Raw genomic sequence first — 16609 nt, forward strand, 5'->3', positions numbered from 1 at the left:
AGGTATCGATGGTATGTCGGCAGGTATCGACAATAACTACGTAAAACCTGACGACAGCCGCGTTTACGCCTTCACTCGTGTTATCGGTGGTGGCGAGTCAACCTCAATCACTTTCAGCACAGAGAAAATGACAGCCGGTGGCGACTACTCTTTCCTATGTTCATTCCCGGGCCACTGGGCAATCATGAAGGGCAAGTTTGAGTTTAAATAACTCGTTAGTCTAGATGGTACAGATACATCAAAGCCCCAACCTAAGTCGGGGCTTTGTTATATTGGCTTCGATTACAGCTTGAAGCGGCTGATTTCGCTTTCTAGCTCGTGAGACAGTTCAGAAAGCTGCGCAGCTTGCTCTGCAGCTTGGTGTGCTTCGTCTGCTAGCTCGTTAGATACGTCACGGATTCCTTCAGTGTTACGAGTAATCTCAGACGTTACTGACGCTTGCTCTTCTGCAGCAGAAGCAATCTGTGTTGCCATGTCACTGATGCGTTCAACAGCAGCATGGATTTGCGTTAGGCTTGCAGCCGCTGAGTTCGCGTCATCAACACTGGTTTCAGCAAGTGTACGGCTATCGTTCATGATGTTAACCGCTTTGCCTGTTGTACCTTGCAGCAACTCAATCGTTTGTTGAATTTCTTGCGTTGAACCGTGTGTACGTTGGCTCAGAACTCGAACTTCATCCGCTACTACTGCGAAACCACGACCTTGCTCACCGGCACGTGCTGCTTCAATAGCGGCGTTAAGTGCAAGTAGGTTCGTTTGTTCTGCAATACCTTGAATGTTAGACAAGATAGCGTTGATGCTGTTGCCGTGCTCTTCAAGCTCGAGAATCACGTTAGTTGCGATTTGAACTTCTTGAGCAAGGTTTTGGATAGAGCTTTGAGTCTGTGTCACTTGACCAGTACCGTGCTCACACGCGCCAACCGCTTCAGATGAGTTCTGTGCAGTGTGGTCTGCGTTACCTGCGATCTCTTGTGTTGCTGCAGCCATTTCGTTAACGGCTGTTGCTACCATGTTGATCTCGTCTTGTTGCATTTGGATACGAGCACTACGTTCTTCAGCTTGAGAAGCCGTTTGACGTGCTTGGTTGCCTAGCGCAGCAGATACTTCGCTTAGCTTGATCACCATGGTGTGCATGTTACCCACAAAGCGGTTGAAGTTTGCTGCAAGCTGACCAATTTCGTCGTCGCTCTTAGGCTCAAGGCGTTGAGTAAGATCGCCCTCACCTGAAGCAATTTCTTCAAGTGCTGCTGAAACGCGGTTTAGGTCGCGGAATAGGAAGCTTACTAACCAAGACACGAGTACGATTACGATGAGCGTAATAACGACAGCAGTGATGATCAGCTGAGTAAGTAGCGTTGAGTGGTTCGCTTCTTCTGTTGCTTTGTCCATCTGAACCGCGAAGATCCAGTTAGTGTTAGGCACCTTCGTGAAGTAAAGCAGCTTGTCTGCGCCGCGCTCTTTGATGATCTCGATGCTACCCGTACGCACTGCGTTTTCGATGATAGGCATAGAGATATCGTTTGAAAGCTGGCTTACCGGCTTCAAGCTTAGTGCTGAATCTGGGTGTGCTAGGAATGTGCCGTCAGAGGCATCAATTAGCATTGCGTAAGCGTTGTCACCAACATCAAGGCTGATTACATCGTTAACCAACTGGTCGATCAGTACGTCTGCACCAACAACACCAACAAGTTGGCCATTGTGGCGAACAGGTTCTGCGATCGTTACTAGAAGTGCTTTGGTGATTGCATCTTGGTAAGCCGTAGTAATGATTTGCTTACCTGCAGCGTTTGCTTCTTGGTACCAAGGACGTTGACGAGGATCGTAATCTGCACGATTACGTTCAGGATGTGAACGGTACATTCCACCTTCTGGAGTACCTAAAAAGATATCGTCAAAGCCACCCGCTACACGAGCTTGTCTAAGGAAAGGAACAACATCATCCTCTCGTGAAAAGTCATTAAATGCTGATGCGATATCAGTACGGATATCAATCCAGTTTTTAATACCTTCAGATGCTGCTTCAGATACGCTTTCAGCTCGTAGGTATACGCCATTACGAGTCTGTTCAAATAATTGGTTTGCTGACAACCAAGTCAACGCTGTAGCCATAGCGACAACAGCAGATAGGCTAGCGCCTATCAACTTCTGCTTTAGTGTTAGTTTCATGTCAAAGTTTCACGAGTGGTGGGAAATCTCGCGCATACTACCCAATATTAGTATTAAATTCGAGCGATTTCACAATTTAATATTGGAATATAATTTTAAGCAAACCATAAGCTTAAGTAATGTCAAATCCTTGGCTTATCGCCAAATTTAAGGCGGTGTTGTCTCTACGGTTATTAACATTTTTATCGCACTTCACATGCTTAAAAGAGACAAGAAAACACGGTAAAGAGGAAACAAAAAAGGCAGAAGAGTTTCCTCTTCTGCCTTCATATTGTTTACCGTTCTACTGCGTATAAATTGCAGTAGATTTCAGCTTAAAAAGCCTAGCGTTTTTCTGTACGCATACCCATTAGCAAGCTCACACACATCAGTAATAGAATGATGGTAAATGGTAATGCCGTCGAGATTGCACCCGCTTGTAGAGCTTGTACTGCTTCAGTACCACCAACCCACAATAGAGCCACAGCAATCGCACCTTCAAGGAACGCCCAGAACACACGTTGAGGCACAGGCGTATCAACTTTACCACCCGCGGTGATGCTGTCGATTACTAGAGAGCCTGAGTCAGACGATGTAATGAAGAATACTAGAACCAATACAACCGCAATGATTGAAAGCAGAGTCCCGAACGGCAGTGCATCAAACATTTGGAACATTGCTAGTGATACATCTGTTAGGCCGTCTTGACCAAGAATACCAACGTTATTCACGATTTGGTCAATCGCCATGCCACCGAATACTGACATCCAAATGATAGTCACTGTAGTCGGTACAATCAGTACTGCTGTGATGAACTCACGAACGGTACGACCTTTAGAAACACGTGCGATAAACATACCTACGAATGGAGACCATGAGATCCACCAAGCCCAGTAGAATACAGTCCAACCGTGCATCCACGTTTCATCTTCACGACCGTGAGGGTTACTCAACGGAATGATGTTTTCAATGTATGCCATCAATGTCGTTGGGATAGAACCTAAAGTCACCGCGTAGCCGATTAGAGCCACTAAGATAAGCAGTAGGAAAGCCACCAACATGTTGATGTTACTGATAACTTTAACGCCACCATCAATACCACGAAGTACTGATACTACCGCCAATAAAGTCACCGCTGTAATCACAATAACTTGCAGACCTAAGCCCGCTTCAATGCCGAATACATGCTGAATACCACTTGCCGCTTGTTGTGCACCAAGACCTAACGATGTCGCCAGACCAAATAGCGTTGCAAGTACAGCAAGAATATCAACAATGTGACCTGCCCAGCCCCAAGCTCTATCACCTAAAATTGGGTAAAAGATAGAACGAATCGAAAGCGGCAATCCCTTGTTGTAAGAGAAGAATGCTAACGAAAGAGCAACCACGCCATAAATAGCCCAAGGGTGCAGCCCCCAGTGATACATGGTTGCGCCCAGCGCCAGTTTTGCCGCCTCTGGTGTGTTCGGCTCTACGCCAAGTGGCGTCTCAAACCAACCAGTGTAGTAAGCCGCTGGCTCTGCCACACTCCAGAACATCAATCCGATACCCATACCTGCTGCGAACAACATGGATAACCAAGACATGAACGAGTAATCTGCCGTTGCATCAACACCACCAAGGCGGATTTTACCAAACGGAGAAACGATCAAGCCTAAGCAGAAGATTACAAAAATATTGCCTGACCAGATGAACAGCCAATCGAATGAATTGATGATTTGCCCTTTAACGCCATCCAGTGCGGCCTTCGCTGATGCAGTATCAGTAACCAGAACACCAATCAAAAACAGAGCAATCAAACCTGCACTAATGCCAAATACTGGGTTATGTACGTCGAAACCCCATTTTTGGACGTTATCCTGACCAACAGTGTAATCGGTACTGTCGATACTGTATTTATCTATACCTTTAGTCATTATCCCTCTCTACGGAATACTACTAATATCCCTTACTTACCTGTGACCTAATCACAAACTCGAACCTACAATCCAAGTAGCACAAGCTGTTGTCACATTAATTCAAATACTTGGATGTCTGAAGTTTAGCAGGTTAACTTATTGTTTTCAGTAAACCTGAAGCGGTTCGTTTGGTTTTCATCCAATATTCACGTAAATACTCAAATTAATGTTGAAAAAAAATCCGAACATGTCGGCCTTTAATTCAATATTACTTTCAACTCAAAGCATTTCGGTGTTTAACCAATTGATTTTCAGTTCGTAAACCTAACAATAAGCTTAGGCACATAAGCAATAATATGAACGCAAATGGTAGCGCCATTGATACCGTTCCAGCTTGCAGTGCTTGAATGGATTTCGTACCGCCAACCCACAATAGAACGGCTGCAATCGCACCGCCCATCAACGCCCAAAATACACGTTGAGGAACAGGGGCATCAACTTTACCGCCAGAAGTAATGCTGTCGATAACTAATGAGCCTGAATCTGACGAGGTGATGAAGAACACCATAATCAAACCAATCGATACTACAGAAAGCATAGAACTCATTGGTAGCGCATCATAAGTGTGGAATAGAGAAAGCGTAATATCTTGCAAACCATTCACGCCTATCTCGCCCACCTTGTTCGCCACTTGATCAATCGCGATGCCACCGAAAATAGCCATCCAGATGATGATTACTGTCGTTGGGATGAACAATACAGCAACGATGAATTCACGAATCGTTCGACCTTTAGAGATACGAGCGATGAACATGCCTACGAATGGTGACCAAGACATCCACCACGCCCAGTAGAATACCGTCCAACCTTGCATCCACGTTGCGTCATCACGACCGTGAGGATTGCTTAAGGGAATGAAGTTTTCAATGTAGCCCATTAGCGCGGTTGGGATTGCTTTAATACCCGCCATGCCACCAGCGATGGTAACGAAGATAAGTAAGCCCAAAGCAACCAGCATGTTCACATTACTCAGAAGCTTTACACCACCGTTGATGCCACGAACCACGGACATTGTCGCTAAGAAAGTAACCACTGCGATAACAATCAGCTGCATGCCAATACCGCCATCGGTACCAAATACATGGTTAATACCACTGGTCGCTTGTTGAGCACCTAAGCCCAATGAAGTTGCAAGGCCAAATAGCGTTGCAAGCACAGCGACGATATCAACAATATGACCAAACCAACCCCAAGTTCTATCACCCAAGATAGGGTAGAAAATAGAGCGGATTGATAGAGGTAAACCTTTATTGAAGGTGAAGAAGGCAAGCGCTAGAGCAACAACCGCGTAAATCGCCCAACCGTGCAGACCCCAGTTGTAGATGGTTGCACCAAGAGCCAACTTCGCCGCTTCAGGAGAGTAAGCTTCAACACCTAGTGGTGTTTCATACCAGCCAGTGAAGTAAGCTACTGGCTCAGCAACACCCCAGAACATTAAGCCAATACCCATTCCTGCGGCGAATAACATCGACATCCAAGATAGGTTTGAGTGCTCTGCTTTGGCATCATTGCCACCAATACGTATCTTGCCATACGGGGAGACAATGAGGGCAAAACAGAAAATTACGAAGATGTTTGCTGCCCACATGAAGAAACCATCGAAGTTACCAATGACTTTCCATTTGATTCCATCAAGCGCCGCTTTTGCGGTTTCAGGGTCTGCGACTAGAAGTGCCAACAGGAAGATAATGATCGCCCCTGCACTGATTCCAAATACTGGGTTATGAACATCAAAACCCCATTTCTGAACGTTATCTTGTCCTACTGTATAATCGGTATTTTCAATACTATACCTATCTTTTACAGGCTCCATGCTTCCTCTCTAATTTGCAGCGCACAGTTTGCAACATTGCATTCGGCGCTTAAATTTCGAAAAGAAGAATATCAACCTGTCGCAAAAATACTAAAAAAACCTCCATAAAGGAGGCGTAAATTACACATTTAGTAATTAAATTACACATTTAACGTTATTTAGCGTAAGATCAGTCCACAAGCCCGGAGCTGACCGCATATTTAGCAAGCTCTGCCGTAGAGTGAATATCGAGCTTATGCTTAATATTTTGCCTATGGGTTTCTACCGTTCGATAGCTGATATTCAGCGCCTTTGCGACCTCTTTACTGCTCTCCCCTTTTGCGACTAATTTCAGCACAGCCTCTTCACGTCTGCTCAATGGATTCTTGACAGATGGCGTGGGAGTAATCGGCTGAGTAAACAAATTCTGCGTGACTTTTTCACAGAAATAGGTCGATCCTTGATTGACCGTTTTGATTGCCTGTACCATTTTTTCAGCCGAAATCTCTTTCAACATGTAACCGACAGCACCCGACTGCATCACCTTCATGATGTATTCACGGTTGTTATGCATGGTCAGCATCAGTACCTTGGCTTCTGGGTCTTCTTCTTTAATCAGATGGGTGGCATCAATGCCATTCATGATAGGCATGCTGATATCCATCAACACCACATCAGGGCGCAGAGACTTAACGACCTCTACCGCTTCTAGTCCATTGCTGGCCGTACCTATCACGCTAATATCTGGCTCGAGTTCCAATCTCGCCATAAAGCCATCCAGTACCACTTGGTGATCATCAGCAATCACAACTCGAATAACTTCACTCATTCATTAATCCCTCTAGTGTCAGTAACACTGTAATTTCCGTTCCGAGGCCAATCTCACTCATCAATTCAAAGTCACCACCGATGAACTCCACTCGCTCTCTCATGTTACGCAGCCCGATCCCTCGTTTTTCCATCGCTTTATAGGTGTTGAAACCGACACCGTTATCTTGAATCAGTAGTTGCAACACATTACCAATTTGCTGAGCGATAACCGTTACTTTGGTCGCTTGTGCATGTTTTTCTATATTATTCAGCGACTCTTGCACGACTCGATATAGGGTCGTCGCCGCCTCTGATTTTAACTTACCAGGTTGAGTAGCAAACATGGTCTCGACTTCTATGCCCGAGTGCGCCTGAAAATCTAACAGTAATGAAGACAATGCCGCTTCTAAGCCTATGTCATCCAATGAACTTGGACGAAGTTGATGCGAGATGTGCCTCACTTCTTCGATCGCTCGCATCAGTGAATGCTGCGACTTATTCAAATGTGCTTTAAGGTCTTCATTTTGTAGCTTATTACCGAGCAGTTCCAAATGGCAACGACTCGACACTAATAATTGGTTAATACCATCATGCAACTCACGCGCTAGATGCTTCTTCTCGTCTTCTTGGAACATCACCGTCTTATGCGCCAGCTCCTTTAAGTTGTTATCAGCAATCCGATGTTCATGCATGTTAATGGCCAAGGTCAGCACGATAATGACCGCAACCGTCACACTCAGAATCACCACAATCGAAAAGAACGTGGTTTCAATATTGTTGTTAATCGCAGCCTGCATCGAAGCCACTTCTTGGTGTACGTCTTCAATATACAAGCCGGTGCCAATCATCCAGTCCCAACGCTCTAACCAAGCGGCGTAGCTCAGCTTAGACACCACCTCACCCGTCGAAGGCTTTTGCCACAAATACTGGTGAAACCCGCCTCCGGTTTGCGCTTCTCTTAACAGAGCCTCTATCAGAAAATCGCCATCTTCATCTTGCAGTTGGAGTAGGTTTTGGCCTATCAATTCTGGCTGAATTGGATGAACCAAGTTGGTCCCGTGGCGATCGTATGCGAAGAAGTACCCATCAGAGCCATATCTAAGTTTAGACAATATGGTTCGAACTTTTTTTTTGGCTTGGGCTTCTTGGATATTTGGATCGTTATAGACGTGTTCTATGGCGTCGAACGCGAGATCAACCGTGTCTTTGAGGGCGTTTTCACGCGACTTGATTAGGCTGTCTCTAAAGATCTCGACTTCTTTAGCGCCTAACGTCTTAGTCTGGTGCAGCGAGATCCAACTAATACTCGCCGTTACCAGCAGCAACGGGAGCAACGTCAGCAAAATCAGCTTGGCTTTTAGAGGCATTCCTTTCCCTCACAAAAAACGGCTTACTGAACATCAATAAGCCGTTTTACTTTAGCAATTTATAGATAGCCGTTGAAACATATCATTCACATTCTTGGCTTCACTCACATTCCATAGAAAGATGGGAAAGCGAGAAGTGATCCAAGTACGAGGATTTGAATCAGAATGAACGGCATCACACCTCGGTAGATGTCCTTAGTCGTCACGCCTTTCGGTGCTACGCCTTTTAAATAGAACAAACTAAAACCAAATGGCGGCGTTAAGAAGGAAGTTTGTAGGTTCATCGCAATAAGGATAGCGAACCATGTCATGTTGATGCCCATCAGTTCAGCAACTGGCGCAATGATCGGCACGATGATGAAACAGATCTCTACGAAGTCGATGAAGAAACCCAGAATCAGAATCACCAGCATGGTAATGATCAGGAAGCCCCATTTTTCACCTGGCAGTTGTAGCATCCACTCTTCAACCAGATAGTCGCCACCAGTGTAGGTAAACGCCATTGAGAATGCCGTTGCACCCAACAAGATAGCAAATACCATCGCCGTTACTTTCACCGTCTCTTTCGACGCCTCGTACACCATCGACCAACTAAATTGACCGTAAAGCAGTGCAAGTATCATCGCACCCGCGCCACCTAATGCGGCTGACTCTGTTGGCGTAGCAACACCTGCGAAGATAGAGCCCAGTACAACAATGATTAACGCTAGAGGCGGAAGAATCGCTTTCAGTGCATTAAACACTTCCTGCTTACGGCTGATGGAGTCATCACGTTCAATAGGTTGAGCCGCTTCAGGGTGTAGCTTTGCGTATATCAAGATATAAACGATGTACGCGCCGACCAGCATCACGCCCGGCCAAATCGCCGCTTGGAACAAGTCGCCTACAGGAACACCTAGAACATCACCCAATAGAATCAATACGATGGAGGGTGGAATGATCTGCCCTAGCGTACCAGACGCACAAATAGTGCCGCAGGCTAAGCCTTTGTCGTAATTGTACTTGAGCATTACAGGTAGGGAGATAAGTCCCATAGCAACAACAGAAGCACCAACCACGCCAGTAGAAGCCGCAAGTAGTGAACCTACTAATACGGTTGAAATCGCGATACCACCACGAACGCCGCCAAACAGTCGCCCCATAGACTCAAGCAACTGCTCAGCAAGCTTGGTCTTTTGTAGAACGAGCCCCATAAAAACAAACAATGGAACGGCCATCAGAACCGTGTTTTCCATAATGGATTGAATTCGATATGGCATGAAGGCAAACATTTCAATGCCCTCAGCCCAAACACCAAAGATTAACGCGATACCACCAAAGGTAAACGCCACTGGGAAGCCAAGTAAAAGTGCAAACAAGGCTACGAAAAACATTACTATTCCAATCATGTTCAGCCTCTACTTATTCTTTGTATGAGTATTGTTTGCATGGATAAGGTGCGGATTAAAAATCTTGTTCAGCGAATGCAGGATTAAACCTACGCCACTAAGTGCCATCAAAAAGAATGACAGCGGGATCATAGCTTTGATGATCCAGCGATACGGCAGGCCACCGGGATCGCCTGAGGTTTCACCCAGTTCATAACTCTCTTTGGCAACATCGATACCAAACCAAGCCACCAGCAGGCAAAACGGAAGTAGAAAGATAAGCGTGCCAAGCAGGTCAATAATCGCTTGTGCTTTAAAGCTCAGTTGCTCATAGAACACGTCAACTCGAACATGGCCACCAGCCTTGATGGCATAAGGAACACCTAATAGGAAAACGGCTGAGAAGAGGTGCCACTCCATCTCTTGGAAGGCGATAGAGACATCGTTGAAGGCATATCTCATGACAACGTCATACACGACGTTGGCGATAAGTAAAATAAACAACATACTGGAAAGCCATCCCAGTGCGTCACCGATACGATTAAACAGGCGTTCAATATAAATTAGACTTCGCATTCCCGACTCCATGGAATTTGAAAAGACATCGCGCAGCTGAGGTAACGAGCTGTAGGACGTAGAAAAGGTTCTTGAGCGTAATACAGGATTTATCCTGCTTAGTTATTATGTTTTAAATGAACCCTCGGCTTATTCACTCTTAAATACTCAATAAGAAAAGCTTCGGGTTCATTTAGATTCAGTTCAACAACTGTCGATTATTTCGCTTGGCTATTTAGATAAGCTCTATGTGAAATATCCGTCCATGAACGTACTTGCTCTAGGTAGCTTGCTTGTGAAGCTTGAATCTCTTTTGCTAGCTCATCTTTCTCAGCATGTGCAGCCAGTAGGCGATCGTTCGCTTCTTTCAGAGCAGACATAACCTCTGGTGGGAAATCTTTCACTTGTACATCTGGGTATTCTGTCTTCATTGAAACCCAGTTCTTACCACTTTCGTGCGTTGCTTGTGTGTACATGTCGTAAGCCGCAGTACGCATTGCAACACGTAAGATTTCTTGTAGGTCTTCAGGCAGCTTGTTCCATGTACGCTTGTTCACTAGGAATTGAAGCTCTGAACCCGGCTCGTGCCAACCTGTGTAGTAGTAAGGCGCGATTTTGTGGAAGCCCATTCGTAAATCCAGCGATGGACCTACCCACTCTAGTGCATCAATCGTGCGACGCTCTAGAGACGTGTAAAGTTCACCTGGGGCAATGTTCGTCGGTTTAGCACCTAGCTCAGCAAGAATCTCGCCTGCAAAGCCCGGGATTCGCATTTTCAGACCTTGTAGGTCTTCAACGCTGTTGATCTCTTTTTGAAACCAACCCCCCATCTGGATATCCGTGTTACCACCAGGGAAAGACATCAAGTTATGTGGAGAGTAAACCTGCTCCATTAACTCCATACCACCACCGTGATAGAACCACGCGTATTGTTCTGCTGGCGTCATACCGAAAGGCATAGAAGTGAAGTAAAGAGTGTTTGGAACTTTACCTTTCCAGTAGTAAGAGCCTGAGTGACCCATGTCGTATTGACCAGACTTAACCATGTCAAAAACGCCAAGAGGTGCTTTGTGTTTGTTTGCTGAATCGATTCTGATTTGCAGTCGACCATTCGACATCTTCTCAGCCATCGCCGCCATGTTTTTGGTTGCATCACCGAAAACTGGGAAGTTTGGTCCCCAAGTTTCCGCAAGTTTTAAACGGTAAACCTTATCAGCGGCTGTAGCACCAGTAGCGACCAAAGCTAAACAAGCCGCAGCAGTTACTGCAACGTTTTTAAAAACTCGTGTGAGGGAGTTAGAAATGAGACTCATGTTCACGTCCTTTGTTGGGTTAACACTCTTTCTATGAGCATTTTTTATGATTCAACATAAGAGTGCACCGTGATGAGGCAACAAGATATCAGGGAGAGCACGCACGCATGGCGTTAACAAAGTTACGTATTAGACCAAAGGATTAAGTAGAACTACGTAGGAGATGATTGAATAGTGTCGATTTCAAAGGAGTTTGGATATTCACCAAGGCAATGCGTATTGATAAATACCTAAGTATTAATAATTAAATACTCTTAACAATTGATTGCCATTTCGTGATGAAGCTCTATTCATTGCTGTATTTTAGGGGAAAAAATCAAGGCTTTGCTCTCTTGATCTACCTAGCTAACGCCCTAATTTAGTGCTTGCTGATTCGAAGCTCTGACACGAGACAACACTAATCAGTTAAGCCGTATATCGAATTGGAATTGAGATTATAGAGCCTAGGTTTAGGCTTGGATTTGGGCTCGGACTTGGCATAATGTGCCAGATACAAAAAAGCCTCGAAAATCGAGGCTTAAAAACTTAACGAAGCGAATGTAATCCCACAGGATTAGATAGCTTTGTAGATAACCTTGTTACCTGCTAGCTGCTCTTTCGCTACTAGGTTTTCTTCAAGAAGTTTTTTCAATGCGCCTGTTGCCCATGAAGCTGCTTTCGCGTCTTCTTGACCAGCTTCTAGGCCGATACCTTTAGGGTTAATGCCTTCAGCATTGCTAACAACGATGTCTAGAACTTGTTGTTGCTTAGGAGTCAGTGCTACTGCAACTTCTTTAGTTGCTGCTACTGCTTTCTCTACCGCTGGTTTTGCTGCTACAGTTTTTTCTGCTACAACTTTCTCTGCGACAGGCTTCGCTTTTTTCGGCGTTGCCACTGCTTTAACTACAGCCGCTTTAGTGCGTTTCTGCAGTTTAGCCTGCACCTTACGCTTATGAGCAAGTCTCATTGAATATTTCTCCAGTTCACTGCTCTTTTCGCAGTGGTGAAAATTTGAAGCGCGATTTATACCAAAAAACAGGAGCTATTTGTAGAGTGAAGCGTCGAAAGTCGACGAAAAATACCGATATTGTCTACTAGCGTCTATTATTTAAACATCGACTTATCAATTCAGGGTCATATACACTGGTTATCCATCCAGACAAAAATATGAAAACTTGGTGTTACCTATGGACACTCGTCACCTTAGTAATTTCTCTTTGCCTTCATTCACTCGCTCGTACCGTATCCTCGCCATTATCTTAGGCTTCATTTGCTTGATCGTTTCGCTCTACAGTGACAATCCAAAGTTACTGATCGTGGGTGCTTTTTGCAGTATTGCGCTTCTGGGAACTGGCTACTATTTGATGCTGCGCAGCCGAGTGATGTTCACACTTACCCCGACTCATTTTCAGCAGCACTTTTACAAAGGGGGTTGGGTTTTAAAATGGAGTAACATCCAAAAAATTGGTCTTTGCACTTATGAACAAGATGGTTGGCATCAACCTCTGCCCTGGGTCGGAATTAAAGTAAAAGATTACTCGCCCTACCTCGATTCGATTTGCCCTAAAATAACTTGTGAATTATTGCTCAGCCAACGAGCACTTTTGTACTTAGGAGCCAAACAAGCAGGCAAAGAGTCCAACTTTGAGGATATGGTTCTCGACTCATCGCATTACCATGCGCGTTGTACTGAAAGTGGCTGTGTCGAACTAAGCCAATACAAAGAGTCGCAGAATACCGACAACGTAAATTTCAACGATAACCAATCACAGGACAACCTTGATTCACCGAATGAGACAAACAGTCCAAACGCGGTGATTAAAAACTATTCTGGATTGCAGGCGATGCTTGCCAACAGAATGAAATATCAAAGGGGCTTCCACGGTTATGACATTTTCATATCAACCCATGATTTGAATATGAGTGGAGAAGAGTTTGTGGGGCTGGCTCGACGCTACTTGGCTGCCGCTGAACGTCTTTCTGATTAAGGTTTACCAGTAAGTTCACACACAATAAAAAAGCTTAGCTTTCAGGACAAAAGCTAAGCTTCATTTTCAATCAATCGACACAAATAATCGGTTGGAAAATCAAAGATTTAATTAGTACAGAGGCATTTCATCTGCGACGAACGGGTTTGATGCACGCTCGCGACCGAATGTCGATTCAGGACCATGGCCCGGAACGAATGTTACGTCACTGCCTAGTGGCCAAAGCTTAGTCTTGATTGAAGCGATAAGCGTATTGAAGTCACCTTGTGGGAAGTCAGTACGGCCAATTGCGCCGTTAAACAACACATCACCCACAAACGCTAAACGAGCTTGCTCACTGAACAGTACAACGTGACCTGGCGTGTGGCCCGGCGTGTGAATCACATCAATCACTTGATTACCAAAAGTGACTTTGTCGCCCTCTTCTAACCAAGTGTTTGGTTCAAAAGCTTTACACAGTGGGAAACCAAACATCTGACTTTGATTCTCTAGACCTTGTAGCCAGAAGTTGTCTGCCTTATGCGGGCCCACAATTTCAACCTTCAAGATCTCAGCAAGTGGTACCGTACCGCCAACATGATCTAAGTGACCGTGCGTCAGTACCAAGTTCACAACCTTAACACCGAGTTCTTCAATAATAGCCGCGAGTTGTTGAACATCACCGCCCGGATCGACAACGATGCCTTCCATGGTTTCATCACACCACACAATCGAGCAGTTCTGAGAAAAAGAGGTAACAGGTACAACTTGATACTTAAGAGACATATACAAACCTTAAAGAGCGAATCTGGTGAACAACTCGAATATCGCTATGTTATTGGCAACAAACCCAACAATAACAAACTAAACAGCAACAAACTGAGCAGCAATAAACCGAATTATTAGAACAAACTGAAATTTGGGCAAACTATGACATTGGATGTCTACTTTGACAAGTGCCTACCGTATCACTCAATAACTCAGCTTAGTTCTACCAGCTGCGAACTGGACCAGTATCAATGTGGATGAAGTTACTACGAGCGTAATAACCAACACCACCTGCTTGCAGACTTTTAGCTACGTCTCTCAGTTCCTTTAAATCAACACCATCGATACGAAAATCGATCGCTTTACCAAGCATGTGATAGCTCTTTTTAGCGACACCACTCGACTTAGAGCGCAACGCTTCGTTGGTTGCTGGAGAGCGGTAGCCAGAGATGATTTGAACTTCTTTTTGAATACCCAGTACATTTTGAATCTGAGTGATCTGATCAAACAGGTTCTTATCCATTGGATGAATCTCATTGCGGCGGAAGTCACGGCACAGTTTGCTAAGGCGTGCCATCTCGTCACCAACATAGTTAGTGCCATCGAAATAACAAGTCTCTAATCGTTCACCAGTGTGAAGATTGTTCATTCTAATCGTTCTTGGTTGATCCGGGTATGAAGCGAAAGCGATAGAAGGAGTAAGAGAGGCGACTACAGCAGTACCACCAGCGTAAGTCAGAAACTGACGGCGTGAAAATAAACTTTGAGACATACAGCAAAAAAACCAATTATATCGAACGAAAAATGCACGATACATAATGGAATTTGCTGCGTCAACGTACAAAAACCGTGCAAAACGTTAGTATTTGTAACCTTTGCACGGTTAGTTATTGATACTCATTATAATTTTATCAATAGAAGCTTGGTTGTCATTTTTCAGTCAAGATCACCTTTCTTGACCATATTTCAATCAACCGCCCTCTTTATCATATTGGTAGATATCACCGCGGTATTGTATGCCTCCTTCTTCAAACAACACGGTTTGATAAATGATATGCACTGGAATTCGCTTCTTGAGACGAACCTTAGTATTGGGCGCAAGTTCATCATCCTGATTCGGCACTTTCTTTACCTTAGTCGCAAATAACAACTCCGCGAGTTCCTCGGCATGCTCAACACGAATACAACCAGAGCTATAGGCGCGGAAGTCATCGTTAAACAAGCTTTTACTTGGGGTGTCATGGAGATAGATGGCTCGCTTGTTGGGCGTATTGAACTTATACAAACCCAATGCGTTACTAGAGCCTGCTTGCTGGCGCATTCGATAAGGAAAAGAGTTAAAGTTAATCGTTTGCCAATCTATCTCGTTAGTATCGACAGTTTCCATCGAACGCCAACCATCGATCACTTGAAAATTGTGTGTTTCAAGATAACTCTCGTCGGCTTTTACTTTAGGCAAGATATCTTTAACCATGATTTTCCATGGCACGTTCCAAGTCGGATTTAAGATAACCGAATCAAGCTTTATCTCTAAGAGTGGTGTTTTTCTCGATTTTCTCCCAACCACAACTTTAGATTCAAAAACCTCTTCCCCATCTTCCCAATACTTCATATCAAAACTAGGTACATTCACCACAATCAGTGAGTCTCTATTTCTTGGCCATAAGCGGGCACGCTCGGCGTTCAATGCTAGGGAAGTAAGTCGATCATCAAAGCCCATATTGATCCATTTGATCGTGTCTGGCCCGATGATCCCATCATCCGTAAGACCGTGCATGCGTTGGAAAGATTTAATCGCCTTTTGCAGATCTCGATCGAACTTGGGAAAATCGACCGCGATCATCGAGGTATCAACACCAACCAAAGCAATGCGCTCAACAAGAACCGTCTTGTCTGAAAGCTCGTCACCCAAGCGCTTCAAACCTTTCTGTCTATATCGTTCAATATTGAGTTCAGAGGCGGTTTCTAACACCGAATAGGTTGCTTTGAATTGGTCAAAATCCCCAACAGGCGGCGCGTAAGACAACACCATCTCCAATAAGTAATCATTGGCAACGCTGCTTTTTAAGCTCATCAGAATATGCGGAGAAGGCGCAGGTAATTTGGAATGCAACTTGCCCGAGAAGTACCAATCTTTACCGGCAAGCGGCGCATTTTCAACGTAGCTCAGGTAGTAGATAAAAGTATCGGTAAGTAATATGTCCAACTCTTGCCATTGAGCATGGGATTGATAGTGACGGATTTGCTTGAGTTGTCGCTCGAAGAGTGGTGCCATTTGCGCTTGTTCAAGAAGCGACAATTGGAACTCAAACGCTTTAACCAGCTCAGGAGAATCCCAAAGGATAGGCAGAGAAGTGTCTTGATAGATACTCTGTGTGAGCTCTGGATATATAAGCATGAAAGAGAGTTCTGATTCCGCCGGAATGAAACGGCTCTCGTCAGAACTCGCATAGCTCCATGCATGCACGGAAACTAACACCAATAATCCACAGAAGTATTTTGCTAACATGCTTAACTCCGTCACCAGCAATTCCATAAGTATGGCAAAGAAACGGGAGTAAGCATGTTATTTTTTAAGGGATTTATGA

14 protein-coding genes are annotated in these 16609 nt (G+C 44.7%); 2 read left to right on the forward strand and 12 right to left on the reverse strand.

Going from position 1 to position 16609, the window contains the following annotated elements:
• Positions 1–211 (forward strand): azurin (gene azu, locus AB6E54_RS19850; protein WP_372169003.1); only part of this gene is annotated, 211 nt, incomplete at its 5' end.
• 71 nt (positions 212–282) lie between these two features.
• Here the strand turns inward: azu and AB6E54_RS19855 are convergent.
• The 9 genes from AB6E54_RS19855 to AB6E54_RS19895 form a co-directional block, all read right to left on the reverse strand.
• Positions 283–2166, reverse strand: a complete 1884-nt coding sequence (locus AB6E54_RS19855; RefSeq protein ID WP_372106120.1) for a methyl-accepting chemotaxis protein — start codon at positions 2164–2166, stop codon at positions 283–285.
• 323 nt (positions 2167–2489) lie between these two features.
• Entirely contained in the window at positions 2490–4061 is a 1572-nt protein-coding gene (locus tag AB6E54_RS19860) for a BCCT family transporter (RefSeq protein WP_102332087.1), read from the reverse strand.
• Between the two features lie 256 nt (positions 4062–4317).
• Positions 4318–5916, reverse strand: a complete 1599-nt coding sequence (locus tag AB6E54_RS19865; RefSeq protein ID WP_372106118.1) for a BCCT family transporter — start codon at positions 5914–5916, stop codon at positions 4318–4320.
• 169 nt (positions 5917–6085) lie between these two features.
• Positions 6086–6724, reverse strand: coding sequence for a response regulator transcription factor (locus tag AB6E54_RS19870; protein ID WP_017060961.1), 639 nt, complete (start codon positions 6722–6724; stop codon positions 6086–6088).
• Positions 6717–8072, reverse strand: a complete 1356-nt coding sequence (locus AB6E54_RS19875) for a cache domain-containing protein (RefSeq protein ID WP_017070256.1) — start codon at positions 8070–8072, stop codon at positions 6717–6719. Before AB6E54_RS19875 ends, AB6E54_RS19870 begins: the two co-directional genes overlap by 8 nt.
• A gap of 104 nt (positions 8073–8176) precedes the next feature.
• Positions 8177–9460: a TRAP transporter large permease subunit gene (locus AB6E54_RS19880; protein WP_029235146.1), complete on the reverse strand. Its 1284-nt coding sequence runs from the start codon at positions 9458–9460 to the stop codon at positions 8177–8179.
• 9 nt (positions 9461–9469) lie between these two features.
• On the reverse strand, positions 9470–10015 hold the full coding sequence (locus tag AB6E54_RS19885) for a TRAP transporter small permease subunit (RefSeq protein ID WP_372106116.1): 546 nt from the start codon (positions 10013–10015) through the stop codon (positions 9470–9472).
• 197 nt (positions 10016–10212) lie between these two features.
• Positions 10213–11307, reverse strand: coding sequence for a TRAP transporter substrate-binding protein (locus tag AB6E54_RS19890; protein ID WP_017060957.1), 1095 nt, complete (start codon positions 11305–11307; stop codon positions 10213–10215).
• A gap of 553 nt (positions 11308–11860) precedes the next feature.
• Complete coding sequence (locus AB6E54_RS19895; RefSeq protein WP_017060956.1) at positions 11861–12253, reverse strand: hypothetical protein; 393 nt, start codon at positions 12251–12253, stop codon at positions 11861–11863.
• A gap of 220 nt (positions 12254–12473) precedes the next feature.
• On the opposite strand from AB6E54_RS19895, the gene AB6E54_RS19900 reads away from it, so the two are divergent.
• Complete coding sequence (locus tag AB6E54_RS19900) at positions 12474–13274, forward strand: DUF2982 domain-containing protein (protein WP_017060955.1); 801 nt, start codon at positions 12474–12476, stop codon at positions 13272–13274.
• 111 nt (positions 13275–13385) lie between these two features.
• Here AB6E54_RS19900 and AB6E54_RS19905 read toward each other — a convergent pair whose 3' ends face one another.
• The 3 genes from AB6E54_RS19905 to AB6E54_RS19915 form a co-directional block, all read right to left on the reverse strand.
• Entirely contained in the window at positions 13386–14039 is a 654-nt protein-coding gene (locus AB6E54_RS19905; protein ID WP_017060954.1) for an MBL fold metallo-hydrolase, read from the reverse strand.
• A gap of 205 nt (positions 14040–14244) precedes the next feature.
• Positions 14245–14793: a YcbK family protein gene (locus AB6E54_RS19910; protein ID WP_017066830.1), complete on the reverse strand. Its 549-nt coding sequence runs from the start codon at positions 14791–14793 to the stop codon at positions 14245–14247.
• A 198-nt stretch (positions 14794–14991) separates the two neighbouring features.
• Entirely contained in the window at positions 14992–16530 is a 1539-nt protein-coding gene (locus AB6E54_RS19915; protein WP_372106114.1) for a murein L,D-transpeptidase, read from the reverse strand.
• Positions 16531–16609: the final 79 nt, after the last annotated feature.

It is taken from the genome of Vibrio sp. 10N.247.311.49, assembly GCF_041467655.1.
GTDB classification, from domain to species: Bacteria; Pseudomonadota; Gammaproteobacteria; order Enterobacterales; family Vibrionaceae; genus Vibrio; species Vibrio crassostreae_C.